Annotated in this window: 11 protein-coding genes; 4 read left to right on the top strand and 7 right to left on the bottom strand. The window is 71.6% G+C overall.

Going from position 1 to position 18780, the window contains the following annotated elements; translation table 11 throughout:
* Positions 1-21: 21 nt before the first annotated feature.
* Both HUT18_RS17845 and HUT18_RS17840 read left to right on the top strand, forming a co-directional pair.
* Positions 22-2523 carry a SpoIIE family protein phosphatase gene (locus HUT18_RS17845; RefSeq protein ID WP_176104610.1) on the top strand — a complete coding sequence of 834 codons (2502 nt, stop codon included), beginning with the start codon at positions 22-24 and terminating at the stop codon, positions 2521-2523.
* 174 nt (positions 2524-2697) lie between these two features.
* Positions 2698-3258, top strand: a complete 561-nt coding sequence (locus HUT18_RS17840; protein WP_176101633.1) for a tellurite resistance TerB family protein — start codon at positions 2698-2700, stop codon at positions 3256-3258.
* 108 nt (positions 3259-3366) lie between these two features.
* On the opposite strand, the gene HUT18_RS17835 is transcribed toward HUT18_RS17840, so the two are convergent.
* From HUT18_RS17835 to HUT18_RS17805, 7 genes are all read right to left on the bottom strand, one after another.
* Positions 3367-4845, bottom strand: a complete 1479-nt coding sequence (locus tag HUT18_RS17835) for a GMC oxidoreductase (protein WP_176101632.1) — start codon at positions 4843-4845, stop codon at positions 3367-3369.
* A gap of 190 nt (positions 4846-5035) precedes the next feature.
* Entirely contained in the window at positions 5036-6793 is a 1758-nt protein-coding gene (locus tag HUT18_RS17830; RefSeq protein WP_176104609.1) for a hypothetical protein, read from the bottom strand.
* Positions 6794-6876: 83 nt separating this feature from the next.
* Positions 6877-7938, bottom strand: coding sequence for an ATP-binding protein (locus HUT18_RS17825; RefSeq protein WP_176101631.1), 1062 nt, complete (start codon positions 7936-7938; stop codon positions 6877-6879).
* Between the two features lie 500 nt (positions 7939-8438).
* Entirely contained in the window at positions 8439-11801 is a 3363-nt protein-coding gene (locus HUT18_RS34195; RefSeq protein ID WP_176101630.1) for a tetratricopeptide repeat protein, read from the bottom strand.
* Positions 11798-12316, bottom strand: a complete 519-nt coding sequence (locus HUT18_RS17815; RefSeq protein ID WP_176101629.1) for a hypothetical protein — start codon at positions 12314-12316, stop codon at positions 11798-11800. Before HUT18_RS17815 ends, HUT18_RS34195 begins: the two co-directional genes overlap by 4 nt.
* Positions 12317-12515: 199 nt before the next feature.
* Positions 12516-14543 (bottom strand): serine/threonine-protein kinase, encoded by a 2028-nt coding sequence (locus HUT18_RS17810; RefSeq protein WP_176101628.1) that lies wholly within the window; start codon positions 14541-14543, stop codon positions 12516-12518.
* A gap of 130 nt (positions 14544-14673) precedes the next feature.
* Positions 14674-15825: a DUF4185 domain-containing protein gene (locus tag HUT18_RS17805; protein WP_176101627.1), complete on the bottom strand. Its 1152-nt coding sequence runs from the start codon at positions 15823-15825 to the stop codon at positions 14674-14676.
* A gap of 432 nt (positions 15826-16257) precedes the next feature.
* Here HUT18_RS17805 and HUT18_RS17800 point away from each other — a divergent pair, with 432 nt between their 5' ends.
* Both HUT18_RS17800 and HUT18_RS17795 read left to right on the top strand, forming a co-directional pair.
* Positions 16258-17904, top strand: a complete 1647-nt coding sequence (locus HUT18_RS17800; protein ID WP_176101626.1) for a M4 family metallopeptidase — start codon at positions 16258-16260, stop codon at positions 17902-17904.
* A gap of 333 nt (positions 17905-18237) precedes the next feature.
* A complete protein-coding gene (locus HUT18_RS17795) occupies positions 18238-18762 on the top strand; it encodes a hypothetical protein (RefSeq protein WP_254878662.1) in 525 nt (174 codons plus the stop codon).
* Positions 18763-18780 lie beyond the last annotated feature (18 nt).

The raw sequence follows: 18780 nt of genomic DNA, 5'->3' as shown, positions 1-18780 counted from the left end.
TGTCGGACGGTGGTGAGCCGTATGCCCTCAGCGGGTGGTCCCTCGAAGGTCGGGCCAGGCGCAGTGTCTCCGGTTGGGCGCCCCGGCGCCGTGAACCCGGCCCTCGATGCGACAGCCCTGATCAACGCCAAGGGCACCGTTGTCGGCTGGTCCCGCAGAGCCGAGGAACTCTTCGGGTACGCGCCGGCTGATGCGGTCGGCCGATCCGCGGCCTTCCTCTTGGCAGAACCGGCAGACCGTGTGCGCGCCAGAAGGGTCGCCGACCGCTGCCGCACGGGAACGGGTTGGAGCGGCACCGTCGCCGTCCGGCACCGGGAGCACCACCGGATGGAAGTGGACCTGAACGTCTCCGCGGGATTCGTCCTGCGGGAGGGGGAGGACGAGTGCTTCCTCGTCTCCGTCCGCGAACGACAACTCGAGTGGGAAATAGGCCAATCCGTTCTCGCCGGTTTTCTGACCCGTTCGCCGATCGGCATGGCGGTGATGGATTCGGACCTTCAATACGTATGGCTGAACGACACGTTGGAACGCTTCGGCGGGGTGCCGCGCGCGCAGAGAATCGGCCACCGTCTCGGCGAACTGCTGCCCGGCCTTGTCTCAGGGGCGATCGAAGCCACCATGCGTGACGTACTGCGGACCGGCGAGCCTGTCATCGACCACGAGTACCAGGGCTGGAGCTGGGCCGACCCGCACAGGCAGCGCTCCTACTCCACTTCCTTCTTCCCGCTGGTCGACGCGGACGACTCCATCACCGGCGTGTGCTACATGGTCACCGACGTGACCGACCGGTGGAAGGCCCAGCAGCGCCTCGCACTGGTCAACGAAGCCGGCGCTCGCATCGGAAGCTCACTCGACGTCATGCGAACAGCCCAGGAGCTCGCCGATGTCGCCGCGCCCGGTTTCGCGGACTTCGTCATCGTCGACCTCCTGGAGTCCGTCTTCAATCTGGAACTGCCCACCCCGCTGGCGCCCGGCAGCAAACCCAGAATGCGCCGCGCCGGAATGCAGTCCGTCCGCACAGGCTGCCCCGAAGCCGTGGCCAGAATCGGCGACCAGGTGGACTTCGTACCCCCGCCGCATGACGCCAGCTACCTCGTGCACGGCAATGGCGTTCTCATGTCCGTCCTCGATCCCTCCAGCGACCTCTGGGCGATCGAAGAACCCGCACGAGCCGCGAACATGCGGGACTTTGGACTCCACTCCCTCATCTCGGTTCCCGTACGGGCCCGCGACACGGTCCTGGGTCTTGCCACGTTCGTCCGCTCTGAGAACGTCGCCTCCTTCGAACCCGACGACATGCTCCTCGCACAGGAACTGGTGGCCAGAGCCGCGGTGTGCATCGACAACGCCCGCCGCTACACGCGCGAGCACGCGACCGCCCTGGCCCTGCAACGGAGCCTGCTCCCACAGACTCTCCTGGCCGGCACGGTCCTTGAGGTGGCTTCCTCCTACCACCCCGCGGACGCGAAGGACGGTGTCGGCGGAGACTGGTTCGACGTGTTCCCCCTGTCCGGGGCCCGCGTTGCCCTCGCCGTGGGCGACGTCGTCGGCCACGGGATCACGGCGGCCGCCACCATGGGGCGCCTGCGTACCGCCGTCCACACGCTGGCCGACATGGACCTGCCTCCCGACGAACTCCTCGCCCACCTCGACGACATGGTCATCCGGCTCATCGACGGGGAACCCTCGGACCGGACCACCGCCACGGCCACCGCCACCGCCCTGCTCGGCGCGACCTGCCTGTACGCCGTCTACGACCCGGTCACCCGGCACTGCCAGATGGCCCGCGCCGGGCACCCGCCACCGATCGTCGTCGCACCCGACAGCACCGTGCACTTCCCCGAACTCCCGGCAGGCCCTCCCCTCGGCCTCGGAGGCTTCCCCTTCGAGATGGCCGAAATCGAACTCCCCGAGGGCGGGATCCTCGGCCTCTACACCGATGGGCTCATCGAGGCGGCCGACCAGGACGTCGACCGCGGGATGACCAAGCTCGCAACCGCCCTCGTCCAGGGAGACCTGCCCCTCGAAGAACTCTGCGAGACAACGGTCCAGCAACTCCTGCCAGAACCGCAGCCCGACGACATCACCCTGCTCCTGGCCCGCCCACACCCCTTGACCGCCGACCAAGTGTCCACGTGGGACATGCCGTCCGACCCGGCCGTGGTCGCCCATGCCCGCGCCCTGGCATCGCGCCACCTCGAGAACTGGGGCCTGGGTGAAATGACGGCGACGACAGAGATCGTCGTCAGCGAGCTCGTCACCAACGCCATCAGACACGCGACCGGTCCGATCCAGCTCAGACTGATCCGCCACTCGGCCCTGATCTGCGAAGTCTCCGACACCAGCAACACGTCGCCCAGACTCAGGCACGCGCGCACCACGGACGAGGGAGGCCGAGGTCTCTTCCTCGTCGCGCAACTCAGTCGCCGCTGGGGAACCCGCTACATCCCACGAGGAAAGATCATTTGGGCCGAGCAGGACATCCCCGCCCACCTGGGCAGCGCCGGTCGGGCCGCCGCCTGATCCGCCGTCCGCGTACGACCGTTTCCGGCCAGGGCGGCGACCATCAGAACAGACAGCCCCTGCTCTCCCCGGAACTTCCAAAGCCCCCCAAGAGTTTGCAAAGAGAGTGGGCAGAGAAGGCGCGGAACGTACGCGGACGAGTGGAACGACACGGCTGAAGCCGAGGTGGCACGGATGGCGATGTGGGATCGGATCAAGGACCAGGCCAAGGGTCTGCAGCAGCAGGCGCAGGGAGCGCGGGGCGGTAGTGGCGCCGGCGGGCACGGGCGGCCGGGTGCGGGAGGCTCCGGTGGGTCCAAGGCGCAGCTGGTCAGTGCGCTCAAGACCCAGCTCACGTCCCTGAAGACGGAGTTGAAGAGCGGGGCGTACCGGGACGCCAGTATGGCCATGTGCGCCCTGGTCGCCGCCGCCGACGGGAACGTGGACCCTGCCGAGCGGCAGCACGTGGAGTCGCTGATCCTGAACAACGACGTCCTGCAGAACTTCCCGTCGGAGCAGTTGCGCACACGCTTCAACAAGCACGTCGACCAGCTGGCGTTCAACTTCCAGCAGGGCAAGGCCGAGGCGCTCCAGGAGATCGCCAAGGCCGCGAAGAAGCCGACCGAGGCCAGGGCCGTCGTACAGACCGGCTTCGTCGTCGCGGGCGCGGACGGCTACGTCGCTCCCGCCGAGGAGCAGGTGCTGCGTGAGGCGTGCTCCGTACTCGGGCTGTCCAGCCAGGAGTTCGGCATCTGACGACGCGGGTCACGGGCCGAGGGTCACACACAACTCGTAGGGTCCCGACCGAGAACCGGTCGGGACCCTACGCGCGTCTTCACGTCATACGACCCGCCGTGCTCCCCGCTAAGCCTTCTTGACCGTCTCCGTGATCGCGTCCGCCGCGTGCAGCGCCGCCGCGATGCTGGTCAGGGTGGGAGCGGAGGCGTTGCCGAACGGGTGGAGGCCGTTGCCGCCGAGGTAGAGGTTGGCCACGCCCCAGACCCGGGAGTCGGCGTTGACGACGCTGGTGTCCGGGTCGGTGCCCATGCGGGTGGTCCCGGCGAGTTGCATCCCGGCCCCGGCGGGGATGAGCTGCGGTTCGGCGCCCGGCAGGAACTGGCCGATGGTTTGGGCCACTTCGACCATGTGGCGCAGCATGGCCTCGGCGTTGGCCGCGTCGTCCGCACCGGCCGTGAGCTGCAGTGCGGGCTGCGGCATTCCGTTGCGGTCCTGCGCCGTGGTGCTGAACTCCACCCTGTTGTCCTCGCGCGGGCGGCAGATGCCGAACCAGCGGAGTTCGAGAACGATCCGTTCGTCGACCGAGGTGCCCGCCACGCCCTCCGGCACGGAGCGGATGTGCGCGTGCCAGGGCCTGTCCTGGGACGGCGGGAGGAAGAGGTTGACCGGAGTGTCCTTGTGCGGGATCGGCAGCCGGTCCTCCGGGTGCCGCTTCCGGTGCTGCCGGATGCGCTCCAGCGCCGCCCCGGTCGCCGACCCCTCGACCGCGTCCACGACCGCGGACTTCAGCACCACACGGCAGACGGCGATCGGCGAGTCGGTCGCATAGCGTCCGAGCGCCGGGAGCCGCTCGCCGAGGCCCGAGGCCGCGAGCAGTTGCGGAGTGGCCATCGTGCCGCCCGCGACGACGTACGCCTTGGCGACGACGCTGACCTCACCACCACCCCCGACCCCGGCCCCGGCGTCGAGGTCCGTCACCACGGCGCCCACCACCCGCCGGTTCTCCCCGTCCCGCTCGACGCTGAGCCCCGTACACAGGTGATCGGACAGCAGCGTGAAGCTGCCCGCGTCGGGCGTGAAGGCGGGGTCGCCGAGCGGACCGAAGAGCGCGTCGGTCCCCGCCCACACCACCCGTTCGTGGTCCGGCTCCGCGACGGTCCGGGCGGCCAGCGGGAGTTCCGTCACCGCGTCGTGCCCGGCCTCCAACAACGCCTTCCGGACCGCACGATGGCGTACGGAGGTGGGGAACAGGCCGGTCGTACGGCCGAGTTGCTCGCCCGCCTTCGCGTACTGCTTGTCCAGCGCGGCGGCGTCGATCGGGTACTTCTGTCCCTGCCAGGTGAGTTCCACCTCCGGGACGAACGTGGGGACGCCGCACTCCCAGACCGTGCCCAGGCCGCCCACCGCGCGCACGGCGGGCGGAACCACGTCGCGCTCGCGGAAGTCGGCCCGGTTGCGGCGGTTCTCCCCGCGCGGGTGGGACTCCTGCGCGCCCAGCTCGACCATCAGCACGTCCAGGCCCCCTTCGACCACGAGCCGGTGCGCCAGCGCGGCCCCGACCGGGCCCGAGCCGACAAGAAGAACGTCTGGCGTGTACGTGGTCACGAAGACCCCTTTCAGCTTTCAGCGGGTTCCGGCGAACCGCTTCCCGCGAACCGCTTCCCGCGGACGAACCGGACGCCCTCAGTCTGGTGCGAAGGCCTCACCGTCGCGGGGAGTTCGACCACGTCGCCGCAATTCACGCCATAAGTGACCGGAAAACCCAGCCCCACACCTCAGCGCGTCTCGACACACCTCAGTGCATCTCGAACACCGGCCCCCGCGCCCGGAACGGCAGCCCCGCCCCGCGCGGCAGCAGAAACGCGTGCTCGCGTCGCACCCGCAGTACGTCGCAGGCGCCGTCCGTGATCAGCAGTACGGGAGCGGTCGGCGGGAAGTCGTCGGCGGTCAGGAGGAGGTCCACGCCGGGTTGCAGACGGGTGCCGCCGCGGCCGCGTACGCGCAGGCGGCTCGCGATGTCTGCGGCCGGGAGGTAGCCCGCGTCGAAGGGGGCCGCGTCGCAGTAGACGACCCGGGCGGCGGGGACGTCGCGGGACGCGGCGTAGGAGGCGATGGCGCCCAGGGCCTTGCCGAGCAGACGGTGGTCCATGGAGGCGGAGGTGTCCAGGACGACGCCGAAGGTGCAGCGTTCCTGCTCCTCGGGCGGGAAGTACCGTCCCGCGCGCGGGATTTCGGGGGTGGACGCCTGGCGCCGGGCGGGGCGGGCGAAGCTGCGCAGGGGCTGGGGGCGGGGCACGTACTCGTCGAACCAGCGGGCGAGCCGTACGTCCCAGGGCAGCGGCGGGTGGGCCAGGGCCTCGATCTCCTCCACCAGACCGGCGGGCAGGGTGCCGCGTCTGCGATCGTGCAGGTCGAAGCCCTGGAGCAGACCGCGGCGGTAGAACTCGTCCAGGTCGACGTAGTCCGTGGCGGCGGACGCGTGCGGCAGCGGTTCGCCGAGGATGTCGCCGCGGCCCTTGCCCGCGAGGGTGGCGAGGCGGCGCTTTCGGCGGGCGTCGGTGGTGATCCGGTCGTAGACCTCCTCGGCGGACAGGCCGGTGAGCTCGGGGTCGTGGAGCAGGCCGTCGGGCATCTCGCCGACGCCCATCTCGACCAGCCAGGCGTTGATGACGAAGTCGCAGGCGACGTTGAAGAGATACGGGTCGCGGGCGCCGCGGCGGTCCGCGTGGCGCAGCGCGGCGTGCAGCATTTCGTGCGCGAGGACGAAGCGCCACTCCTCCTCGGAGTAGACGCAGCGCGGGTTGATGTAGATCTCCGCCGCGGCGGCGTTCACCGCGGCGATGGAGATGTGGTGCGCGCGGGCGAGGTCCGCGTCCGCGACCACCGTCATGCCGGAGGCGATGCCGCCGAGCAGCGGGTACGAGGAGACGAACCACTCAAGTGCCCTGTCCCAGGGGCCCTTTGGGGAGTCGAGCGGGCCCCGTCCGGCCGCGTTCATCGCGGCGGAGACACCACGGGTCAGCGAACGGGCGAAGACCTCGCGCCAGTCCTCGGGGTCGCGGGTGTACGGCCAGGGCTCCAGCCGCTGGTCGGGCAGGTCCGGGCCGCCCACCCCGCAGTGCGCGTAGCGCTCCGGGATGCCGTCCCGGCGGAAGCGTTCGGCGAGTTGCTCCTCGTCGCCGCCGGGGAAGGACGCGGGCAGTTCGAACGGCGGCGTGCCCACCGGGAACGACTGCTGGAAACGGTTCACGACCACACAGCGGGCCGCCACCTCGTAGCGGTCCGGCTGTTCGCGCGCGCCCCGGGCCGCCGGTACGTGGCCGAAGCCCAGGTGCAGTAGGCAGTGCGCCAACACCCAGGCCCATTCCCGTGGTTCGGCAAGCCGCTTGGGGTTCACATGGACACAGCCGTCCGACTCCACCAGCGCCCAGCCGTCCTTCGGCGCGACATGGCAGGCCGTACGGCAGAAGTCCGCGCGCAGCGCGCTCAAGGCGGGGTCGCGGCGGACGATCTCCAGGCCGCTCTGGTAGTTCTGCTCGACGCGCGGGTCCAGCGGGGGCGGCTGCTGCCGTCGCCGCCCGTTCCCACCCCGCCCGTTCCCTCCCCGTCCGTTCCCGCCGCCGCGCGTCTGCCCGTTCACCGGCGGGCCTCCACCAGCCGGGGCATGTCCCGCGCGGCCTCCACCAGGAACCAGGCGGGCAGCACCGGGTTGCCGTCCTCGTCGTCCGCGATCACGGTCTGCGCGACCTCGACCGATATCTCGGCGAGCTGTACGAGCAGGGCCTGTGCGCGGTACGCCGTCTGCCGTACGGACGGCGAGGCGTGCTCCTTGTTGCCGGGCAGCTCCTTGATCAGGCGGCCGCGGAACGACTCGGCGAGGTAGTAGAGCAGGTCACGGTCCTGGATCCGGTTCGGCCAGCGCGCGTCGCCCTTGAGGATCGCGTCGATACCGAACTCGCTGCGCACGATCTTGACGTATCCGCAGAACGCCGAGGCGTGCGACGGGGTGAGGGTGCCGTGCGCGAGCACCTTGAGCGTCGCCTCGTCGAGCGTCGGGCCGAAGGACTCGATGGCGTCCGAGAGCATGTGCCAGGAGCGCGGCGTGGAGAACGGCTCCTCCGTCTTCGGCGGCTTGGACCACAGGTGGTGCGGCCGGTCGGTGAGGTAGTCGGTCACCCAGGGGTGGATGCCGGACCTGGCCGCCCAGTTCAGCCAGTCCTTGGGCGAGGCCTGGAGATGGACGTGGGTGAGCCGGTTGACCAGGGCGGACGCCAGCGGCCGGGCGAGCGCGTTGTCGGTGGCACGGTTGCCCGCGCCGATCACGACGCTGCCCTCGGGCAGTTCGTAGTTGCCGATACGGCGGTCCAGGATCAGCGAGTAGAACGCCTTCTGCACATCGGGCGTCGCCGCGTTCAGCTCGTCCAGGAAGAGGCAGTACGGCTCGTCGCGGGCGATCGCCTCGGGCGGGCAGAACACCGACCTGCCGTCGCGGATCTGCGGTACGCCGATGAGGTCCTCGGGCGCCAGCTGCGTACCGAGCAGACTCACGCACTCCAGCCCGATCGACTCCGCGAACTCCCTTACCAGCGACGACTTTCCGATGCCGGGCGCGCCCCACAGGAACACGGGACGGACGGTGGCCAGGCCGAGCAGCAGCTCGGGCACCTGGGCCGGGTTCACGGCGACGGCGGCCTGCACGGGCGGATCAGCTCCTGGGAGGTGAGGGGTGAGGTACGGGAGGTGAGAGGCGAGGTACGAGAAGGGGGCGGCGGGGGGCGGAACGCGGCGGGCCCCCGGGGCCCGAACGGTGCCGAGTGGGAACGGCAGGGGCCTGTGTGTTCATGCTCTACGTCCGCGCCGGGCGCCGCATCCGGTTTTGACGGGCGTGGGAGGTCCCGGGGGCAGAGCACCGACTTCACCGGCGTCATCGGCTTCCCGACGTCACCGACGTCACCGACTTCCCAGGCATCGCTTACCCCGCTGACATCGCGTCAGAAAGCCTTCTGCACAAGCATGCGCACCGACAACCACGCCGCGCACACCTGGATGCGGGACCAACTGCCGCCGGGCGCACGGCCGTTCCGGGACGCCGTGCGCGCGATGATCTCCTGGTCCTTCGGGCCGCAGACCCTGGACTTCCTCCTGGACGTCGAGGAGGACCTGGCGGCGGGCACGCTCTACTTCCCCCTCCCGGACCGCTACCACCGCCCCATCTCCCGCACCTCCGCGAGAATGTCCCGGGCGGTGGCGAGCGTGCGGTTGTGCTCGGCGGGGGCGTCGAGTGCCAGTCGGCCCAGGATCGCCACCGCCTCCTCGGCGGGCGCGAGCGCCTCCTGCCAACGGGCCAGCCGTCCGAGCGCCATCGCCTCCAGAGCGAGCAGAGCGGCCAGAGCGCTCTCGTGCTCGGCGGGGTCCTCGTCGTGCGCCAGCCTCCGGCGGATCGCCGAGGCCTCGCGGGCCGGGTGCAGGAGTTCGTCCCAACTCCCCAGTGCCTGAAGGATGTCGACGACCCGTTTCAGCGCCAGTGCGAGACCGGCGTCGGTCACGGCCGCGCTGTGACGCGCCAGCCTCCGACGGACCGCGACGGCCTCCCGGGCGGTGCCCAGCGCCTCCCACCAGCGTCCCTGCTCGCCAAGGAGCAGGGTCAGGGACTTCAGGGCCGCCGTGAGGCCGACGTCGTAGGCGGACGGACGGTCACGCGCCAGCCGTCGGTAGGTCGCGGCGAACTCGGCGAGTACGGCCGGATATCCGCCCCCGTCGGGGGCCAGGTCGGCCGCCTTTGCGCCGACGTTCTCCAGGACGGAGCAGTAGCCGTTGACCGCACCGTCGAATCCGTCCGGCGCGCGGAAGTACGGGGCGACCTCGCCGACGACCGCCACCGCCTCCTCCCATCTGCCCAGGAGGACCAGGTCGACCGCGCTCAGGGCCAGCGCGCCGTGGACGTCTTCCGTGTACTCCGGGTCGTGACCGGCAAGGGTCCGGCTCAGCTCGACGACCTCCCGGTGCACAGCCAACTGCTCCTCCCACAGGCCGAGTTCCTCCAGCCGGTGGGCGAGGTTCGCCAGTACGTAGTGCAGTCCCGGTCCGTGCGTGGCGGGGTCGGCGGCCGCGAGGGGCCGGTACTGCTCGGCGGTCTCGGTCAGCAGCGCCAGGGAATCCTCCCGGCGGCCGAGGAGCCACAGCTTGATCGCGTGCCCGGTACGTACGGTCGCGAGGTTCACCTCCTGTCCGGCGGCCGCATCGGGACCGCCGGGGCCCTCGCCGCCCGGCTTCCGGCGACGTATCCGCACGGCCTCGTCGAGGACTGCCAGGGACTCGTCCGTACGCCCCAGCTCCTGGAGCATCTCCGCCTGGCTCTCCAGCGCCCTGGCCAACTCGCCCTCGTACTCGGCCGGTTCCTCGCGCGCCAGCCGCCGGTAGATGTCCACGGCCTCGCCCGCCGCGTCGAGTGCCTCCTGCCCGCGCGAGGCGACCAGGCTCGGGGCGAGCGCCTCGATCAGCATGGTGGCGAGCGGGGGTTCGTGTTCGGCCGGATCCTCGCGTGCGAGGCGGCGGTAGATCCGTACGGCCTCGGTCGCCGGGGCCACCGCCTCCTGCGGCTGTCCGAGCCAGCGCAGTACCAGGGCCAGCATGCCGAGCACCCCGCCGAGGTCGTCCTCGTGCTCGGCCGGGTTCAGCCGTACCAGGCGGCGGCACACGTCGACGGCCTCGTGCAGGATCCCGGCGATCTCGTGGCCCTGGGCCATGTCCTCGCCGGGGAGTTCGAACCCGGCGCCCTCGATGTTTATCGCCTGGTTCACGTGCAGCGTGAGGAGTACGCCCGCACCGAATGCCGCCGACTTCACGAACAGCGGCCCGTGGACCGGGAGTTCCCGCTCCATCAGCGACCGGTGCAGGCGCGCGGCCTCGGTGAACGCCACCACCGCCTTGCCCCGCCGGTCCGCGCGGTTGAGCCGCTCGCCCAATTCCTGCTGCAGGCGGGCCAGTTCGGCCGGATCCTCGACGCGTGCCAGGCGGTGGGCGGCGAGGCGTTCGGCGAGGTCGGCGGCGGCGACGGCCAGTTCGCCGCCGGGCTCCTCGGGCAGGCACGGTTCGAGGGTCTCCAGGATGGCGGCGAGATGCGGCCAGCGCTCGCAGGCGGCGGCCAGGAAGATGACGGTACGCGCGGCGTAGGGCGGCGGGTCGGCGCCTTCCTCGACGGTGAGCAGAAGCCGCGGGACCTCGCTCGTCCAGGGGTCCGAGGGGTGGTCGGGGTGATCGTGGCCCGGCAGGGCGAGGGCCAGGAAGTCCTCGGCGAGCCGGTCGGGGTAGAGGGGTTCCAGGGCCGTCGCGGTGCCGGAGGGCGGGTAGCAGTAGGCGTGGTCGGTCAGCACCCGGTCGGCGTCGGCTCCCTCGAATCCCGTTGCCAGCAAGGCGGTTCGGGCCTCGCGGAAGGGGAGTGGGCCGGTGAGCGCGGCGGTGAACACGGCCCGTGACAGCTCGGCGGGCGGGGTGCCGAAGGATGTCCGCCCGCCCGCGGGGTCGTAGCCGGTCCGGGCGGCGCCGCCGTCGTACAGGGTGTGCCAGTGGTGGCGCTCGCGGTCCAGGAGGTAGGTGGTCAGCTCCGTCATGCCGGGGGACCACGGGCCCGGGGCGCCTCGCCCGCCCGGGTCCGGAGCGCCGCGCGCGCGGCGGTCGACGGCGACCAGGGCGGCGACCTGCACCGCCAGGGTGAGGCCGAACTCGTCGTTCTCCAGCCAGTCGGGCGCGGGCATCCGGCCCGGGTCGCGCAGCCCGTAGCGGGCGGCGAAGCAGTCGCGGGCCACCTCGAACATCTGGCTGCGGCTGCGCTGCGTGGACAACGGTCCCAGCCGTCGGCCGACGCAGGCGGCGAGCGGCCAGCCGCCCTCGGCGAGCGCGTGCCGCAGGGCGGGCCACGGATGCAAGGTGCGGGCGAGCAGCAACACCCTTACAGGCACGTCCTGTTGGAGGACCTGGTTGCTGAACAGCCACAGCAGATGGGCCAGCGGCCACCGGTCCGCGTAGTCGACCACAAGGAGCAGACCGGGCGCCTCGCCCACCCCCAGGTCCCGGCTCTGGGCCTGCTCGGCGTCGATACGGCCGGTCACATGCTCGGCGGTGAGCACCAGCCAGCCCCGGCGCGCGGCCTGCCCGGCCAGGTGCGCCGCCAGCCGTGTCTTGCCCTGGCCGCCGGGCCCGTACAGCCAGCGCACGACCCGCTCCCCGTCCGCCAGCCACCGCGTCAGCTCACGGACATCGGCCTCCCGCCCGGTGAAGTCGACCACGGCGGCGCGGGCGCTGAGCAGGTGGCTCGGGCTGGTGGGCGGTCCGCCGCCGTCCGGGCCCGGCCCCCGTCGCCGCCCCAACTCGGCGCCTGTGCCCGCCTCTTGGCGGGGTCCGTCCGGTGGCCGACGCGACAGCCGGTACACCGGTCCGCGCCCGCTGATCACATGCAGATCGCCGTCGATCACGCCGTACGCGTGGCCCGCCTCGGCGTGGACGTACTGGCTCGGCCGGGCCGCCCGTTCCGGCTCGCCGCTGCCGGGACCCGGGGCCGTCACCTCGAACCTTCCTCCCGGGCTGAGGGCTCCGGGGGCCGGAGGGCGGACTCCGGGGGCGCGGGCTCATCGCGGCCCGCGCCCGGCGCGTGGGCGGGCTCACCGAGCGACGGCGGCCCGTAGGGACCGTGGTTGACGATGTTGCCGCCGATGACGCCCTGGGCGGTGGAGTTCTGGCCGCTGGCGGTGATGTTCTGCCGCACCGACTGCACGGGCGGGCGCTCCTGCCGGATCGCCTCGATGATCTCCGCCAGCTCCGTCTGCGCCTCGGGGTGCGCGGCCAGCAGATCGCGCAGCCGCGTCTCCCAGACGAGCTCGGCCCTGGTGACGGCCGCCCCGTCCTCGTCGGCGTCCGCCAACTCCCCCGCGTACCGCTCCAGTTCGGCGGCCATCCGGCCTTCCGCCTCCGGCCCGGAGCGGCGCCACAGCGCCGGCGCCCGTACCAGCAGATCGGCGAAACCGGCCGCCAGCGCCCGTACGAACTCCCGGCCGCCGTCGACCGCGAGGGTCTCGATCATGTTCGGTACCACCGTGTACCGCCCCCTTCGACTCCACTCGAATCTACGGCTGTGTCAGCCCGTGTACGCCGTGTACGCCTCCATTACTCCGTCGGCGCCGGTGACAACTCGGGTGGTTCGGGAGCTTCCCGGCCGGGGCGCGGGGGGTGGGGGTGGGGTGAACGGCCTCTCCGTGAACGGCTCCTCCGTGAGGCGCCCCTCAGCCCCCGCTCTTCATCACCACACGGGGCGAGGGTCCGTCCAGTTCGTTCACGTCCAGGGTCAGGCCACCGGAGAGTGACACCGCCGCGGTGAAGGTGGGCTGTTCCGCGGGGCAGCCCGGGGCGGACTTCTCGGCGGAGTTCGGGCCCGAGGCGTACACGGCCACCGTCGTCTCGGCCCCCGAGAAGACGCCGCCCTTGTAGTGGCACAGGTTTCCCTCGGTCCCCCGGTAGCGGAGCAGGACGGCGCTCTCGGCCAGCGTGCCGGACGGGATCGTCAGGGCCTCCAGGCGGTAGCCGTTGTGCTGCCGCTCGCTGGCGGGCTCCGGCCGCCAGTCGCCCACGACGTCGACGGGCACCTCGGTCCGGTTCCTGCCCTTCGCCTTGGCGAACTGGATCTTCTTGCCCATGGCCTCCCAGGTCAGCCGTCCGTCGCCCTGGGTGCGGACGGTCGCCTCTGCCCAGGGCGGACAGCTCGCGGCTCCGGCCTCGGGTTCCGCGTGCTCGAAGTCCCCGGTGCCCAGGGAGAGTTCGTGCTCACCCGCGCCGGGGCCCCTGGACGTGGACTCGGCCGGGGAGTCCCAGGTGCACGTATGTGTGGAGTCCATCCACGAGAACTTGGCTCCGTCGGAGTCGACGTCGAGGCGGACCGGGATGTGGCCAATGACCTTCCCGTTCACCTTGTCCTCCAGAGTCCCTTCCCAGGGCCCCTGAAGGGCAGTTGGCACCTCCACCGCCCCCTGGTCAGTCCCCGTCCCCGCCCCGTCCGCCGCCCCCTTCCCCTTCTCCTTCTCCCACGGCTGGAGAGCGACCAAGCCGCCACCGGCGGCGAGAACGGCGAGCACCACCGCACCGAGCAGCAGCGGCCGACGCCGCTTCCGGTCCCGGCCACCGGGGCGGTCCGGGCCGACGGCGACGGGCGCCTGGGCGGGCGCGAAGGAGGGTGCCGGAACGGCGGGTGGGTCGGCGGCGAAAGCGGGAGGCACCGGGGCGGAGGCGGCCGCCGTAGGCGCGTCGTGAACGGCGACCGTCGGCCGGTGCGGGACGTCCGAGGGCTGACGCGGGACGTCCGCGGGCCGGTGCGGGACGTCCGAGGACCGCCGCGTCGTCGACCCGGCAGGCGCCACCAGCGCGTCAAAGTCGAGCAACTGCGCCGCATGCCGCCCGAGTTGACCCAGTACGGCCCCCGGCAGCCACTCCTCCCCCTCCACCGTGACCGTCCGCTCGGCCACCCGCTCCACAGTCGGCCGGGCGTCCGGATCCTTGGTGAGGCACTCCCGTACGAGCGGCAGCAGCGACTCGGGGACGCCGTCCAGGTCCGGCTCCTCCTCGGCGACCCGGAACATCTGGGCGTGCAGGCCGCGGTCCGCCGCGCCGAAGGGCTGGCGTCCGGTCGCCGCGTAGGCGAGGACCGCGCCCAGGCAGAAGACGTCCGAGGCCGGGGTGACGTCGAGGCCGCGGACCTGTTCCGGGGACATGAAGCCGGGCGAGCCGATGACCACGCCGGTGCGGGTGTGCAGGCTGTCGCCGGTGACGCTGTCCAGCGCCCGGGCGATGCCGAAGTCGATGACGCGCGGGCCGTCGACGGTGACCAGCACGTTGGAGGGCTTGAGGTCCCGGTGGACGAGCCCGGCACCGTGCACGGCCCGCAGCGCGAGCGCGAGCCGGTTGGCGAGCACACGGACCGAGTGCTCGGGCAGCGGCCCGTACTGCTCGGCCACCACACTGTGCAGATCGGGCCCCGGCACGTACTGCGTCGCCACCCAGGGCGTCTCGGCCTCGGTGTCCGCGTCGAGCACATCCGCGGTCCACTCCCCGCCCACCCGCCGCGCGGCGGCCACCTCGCGCGCGAACCGCCTGCGGAATTCGGGGTGCTGGGCGAACTCCCCCTGCACCACCTTGATCGCGAGCGTCCGGCCACCCTCGGAGCGGGCGAGATACACCAGGCCCATCCCGCCCGCGCCGAGGCGGGCGACGATCCGGTACGGGCCTATGCGGGAGGGGTCTTCGGCGGTGAGTCGGTCCACGGTCAGACCGTAGACCAGCGGGGTTACGGACGCGGGAGTTCCGTCCGCAGGCCACCTTCACGAACCGGGGGCGGGCCGGGCAACTGCCCGCACCCGCCCCGGAGTTCGCGTACCCGGGACCGGGCTCGCGTCAGCCCGCCAGGCCCTGCACCCGGAACTGCATCACGTGGTACGACCAGGAGTCCGGCACCTGGTCGTCCGGGTTCTCCCACTGACTGACCGCCAGATGCAGGTCGTTCAGGGTCGAACCGGGGATGACGTAGCCGCCGTAGACCTGCGCGACGCGGCCCGCCTGCGGGTTGTTCTCGGGCCAGCCCACGCCCTGGACGAGGGTGTGCGCGGGGCCCGGGTCGCCGTCCGGCACGTCCATGACGTGCGCGACGATGCCGCCGGGACCAAGGCCGGTGAAGAGCCACTTGCCGTCGATCGGCCGCAGGCACAGCTCCCGGTACTTGCCGGTGAGCACGAACTTCGCGGGGTCGCCCCAGCGGCCCCAGCCCGACTCGGTCCACGGCTCGTACGCGGTCGGGTTGGTGATCTGGTCCTCACGGACCCGGTGCATGATGACCGGCTCGTTGCCGTCGAACCGGGTGGACCAGCAGTAGACGTAGCCGTTGTTCCCCTGGCCCCAGGTCACCATCTGGAAGTGCTGGCTCAGGCCCGGGTCGTCGGTGCCGGGCTTGCCCCAGCGGCAGCCGGTGTGCTGCCAACTCGCCCCGGAATCGGTCGACTTCCAGATCTCGGTCCACACCACGGTCGGGTACGGCTTCTGCACGGCCACATGCAGGTACATGGTGTCGCCGATGGTGATCACGTCACCCGGCAGCACGGTGGAGAACTCGGGGTTGTCGTGCTCGTACGCCCAGAGCTGCTGCGCGCGGTCGCCGCCGACGGCGCCCGACCACTCGATGCCCGCGGCCAGGTCCGTGGTCTCGGAGTACAGCGCGACCGGGGCGCGCCAGTCCCTGCCGAAGGGCACGTCCTCCCAGGTGTCGCCGAAGACGAAGAGCAGCCGCCCGTCCGGGGTCCTGGCGGGCACGCCGAGGTCGGTGGCGGCCATACCGAAGCGGTCGGTGATGCCCGGGCCCGTCAGGTCCTTCACATACGTGACGTTCAGCGCCTTGGCGCCCGCACCGGCCGCGGCACCCTTGGCCTCGGCGCCGTCCTTCGCGTCGGAGCCGTCCTGCCCGGCCGAGGCCTGCATCGCGCCGACGCCGCCGAGCACCGCGCCGCCGCCGACCACGACCCCGGCGGCGGTGCGCAGGAACCTGGCACGGCTCATGGACCGCCCGTGCGCGCCACCCGAAGTCCCGCCCGAAGTCCCGTCCGGCACACCGGACGCATGGTCCTTCTCCTGTCCCATTTCTTCCCCCTGTTTGCGATTGGTCAGGTGCGGCAACCCTGTCAACCGCGCTTCGGGAGCGTCAACGCGACGGGGACGGCGAGCGGTGAAGCAATGGTGTCGAGTCCGTGACCGTCGCCACGGCCTGTTCACGTGGCGGCGAACAAGCCTTCACCACCCCCAACTTGTCCGATTGACGGACATTGATCCCCGTCTTTCGATTCGGTCGGGCAAAATCTCGGGGCCGAAACCTGTCCCTACGGGCCCGCGGGTGTCACTCTCTCCTCGCGCACCTCGGTGCAATCCCACGTTCGTGCACCGAACACGGGTGCGCGCACCTCCCCACGTGCTCCTCCCCATTAGGAGAACCGAGTGAGAACCCACTCCCGTTCGGTCAACAAGAAGGCCCTGCGCGCGACGGCACTCGCCGCCTCGGCCACCCTGGTCGTCCTCGCCGTGCAGAGCGGCCTCGGCACCGCGGGCGCCGCCGAGGCGCCCGCCTCCCGCTCCGGCCAGGACACGGCGGCCGCCGCTCCGTTCGGCGCCGCCCAGCGCACCACCGCGATCCGCGCCGCCCAGGCGGAGGTCTCCGCCACCGCGTCGAAGCTCGGCCTCGGCGGCGACGAGAAGCTCCTGGTCCGCGACGTCCTCAAGGACGCCGACGGCACCGTCCACACCCGCTACGAGCGCACCTACCGCGGCCTCCCGGTGCTCGGCGGCGACCTGGTCACCCACACCGCAAAGAGCGGCAAGCTCAAGGGCGTCAACAAGGCCAACTCGGCCCGGATAGCCGTCACTTCGACCGACGCGCCGATATCCGCCGCCGCCGCGAAGAAGTCCGCCCTGTCCGCCGCGGGCGCGGCCGACGCCTCCGACGCGACCACCCGCAAGGTGATCTGGGCCGCCAAGGGCACGCCGGTCCTCGCCCACGAGTCCGTGGTCGAGGGCGTCCAGCACGACGGCACCCCGAGCGAACTCCACGTCATCACCGACGCCAAGACCGGCAAGAAGCTCCACGAGTACGAGAGCATCCACACCGGCTCCGGCGAGGGCCAGTACGCGGGCTCCGTCACGCTCGGCACCACCCCGGCCTCCGGCGGCGGTTTCGACCTCACCGACGGCGGGCGCGGCGGCCACAAGACGTACGACCTGGCCGGCGGCTCCAACGGCACCGGCACCCTGTTCCACGACGCCGACGACGCCTGGGGCGACGGCACCCCCGCCAACAAGCAGACGGCGGGCGTCGACGCCGCCTACGGCGCCGGTGTCACCTGGGACTTCTACAAGTCCGAGTTCAACCGCAGCGGCATCCGGGGCGACGGCCAGGCCGCGTACTCCCGGGTCCACTACGGCAACGCCTACGTCAACGCCTTCTGGTCGGACTCCTGCTTCTGCATGACCTACGGCGACGGCATCAACAACCAGAACCCGCTCACCTCGCTGGACGTCGCCGCCCACGAGATGACCCACGGTCTGACCTCCGCCACCGCAAAGCTCACCTACAGCCGTGAGTCCGGCGGCCTCAACGAGGCGACCAGCGACATCCTCGGCACCTCGGTGGAGTTCTACGCGAACAACACCAAGGACGCCGGTGACTACCTGATCGGCGAGAAGATCAACATCAACGGCGACGGCACCCCGCTGCGCTACATGGACAAGCCGAGCAAGGACGGCAAGTCCGCCGACTACTGGTCCAAGGGCCTGGGCCGCCTGAACGTCCACTACTCCTCGGGCGTCGGCAACCACTTCTTCTACCTGCTCAGCGAGGGCAGCGGCACCAAGACGATCAACGGCGTCACCTACAACTCGCCCACGTCCGACGGCTCCACGCTCACCGGCATCGGCCGCGACAAGGCCTACAAGATCTGGTACCGCGCGCTGTCCACGTACATGACCTCCAACACCGACTACGCGGGCGCCCGCACCACCACCCTCCAGGCTGCTGCCGACCTCTACGGCGCCAACAGCGCCGAGCAGAAGGCGGTCGCGGCGGCGTGGACCGCGGTCAACGTCAAGTGACGTGACTCCCAAGTGAGTTGAGGTGAAGCGGGGCATTGGGGGCCCGCTCCACTCCGCGTAGGGACGGCCCGTATCTCGCCGTCCGGGGGGCCCGGCTGTACACGGCCGGGCCCTCGCGCGTTGCGAAAGCTCGGCAGGGGGCTCGCGGAAGCGAGGACGGAGGGTCGGCGCACGCCCCTCTTAGGGGCGACAGCCGTGTGCGCCTCCGCGTCGGGCCTCCCCCACGCGCCCAAGCTTGCGCGTATGCACAAATCCCCCTTTTCCCGGGCCACTTCCGTGCGCCTCACCCCGCCCGCACCGGGCCCCGGACTCGCCCGACTCACCCTCCGCCGCGTGCTCCTGGCACTCCTGACCGCCGCGGCCCTGCTGACCACCGCCGCCTCCCCGGCCTCCGCCGAGGCCTGCGGCTCGGTGATCGTCGCCCCGCTGCCCGCACCGGCCTCCGCCGACGAGCCCTGCACCAGCGCCGACCCGGTGGTCTGCCGGATCCGTGTCCTGTCGTGGGAGGAGAAGGCCGAGGCCCAGGTGACCCGGTCGAAGTACCACTGGCTCCTGGAGGACATGAACCGCACCCGGGCCGACATGGCTGCGGACGGCGCCACCGACGAGGAGATCGCCCGCAAGCTGGTCGACATGCGCAACAACGCCAAGGAGATCACCCGCGCCGGGATGAGCCCCGAGGAGGTCCGCGTCCTGGAGGAGCGCAACATCGCCAAGTACGGCAACCCCCTGGGCCCGACGGCCGACCAGCTCTACGCCAAGTACGGCTCCTGGCAACGCGTCACCGACGCCTCGCTGAGGACGAGCGCCGCGGTCGACCACGAACTGGGCCTTGAGTACCGGCCTTGTCCGGTGTGACGCGCCACAGCGTCTGAC

The organism is Streptomyces sp. NA04227 (assembly GCF_013364195.1).
Taxonomy (GTDB): Bacteria; Actinomycetota; Actinomycetes; order Streptomycetales; family Streptomycetaceae; genus Streptomyces.
The sequence above is the reverse complement of the archived record's forward strand: the minus strand, read 5'-3'. Positions and strand labels throughout refer to the sequence as shown.

Bases quoted from the DNA above. Each gene is read 5' to 3' on its own strand.
- HUT18_RS17845 (WP_176104610.1), top strand. From the start codon at position 22: ATGCCCTCAGCGGGTGGTCCCTCGAAGGTCGGGCCAGGCGCAGTGTCT.
- HUT18_RS17840 (WP_176101633.1), top strand. From the start codon at position 2,698: ATGGCGATGTGGGATCGGATCAAGGACCAGGCCAAGGGTCTGCAGCAG.
- HUT18_RS17815 (WP_176101629.1), bottom strand. From the start codon at position 12,316: ATGATCGAGACCCTCGCGGTCGACGGCGGCCGGGAGTTCGTACGGGCG.
- HUT18_RS17805 (WP_176101627.1), bottom strand. From the start codon at position 15,825: ATGAGCCGTGCCAGGTTCCTGCGCACCGCCGCCGGGGTCGTGGTCGGC.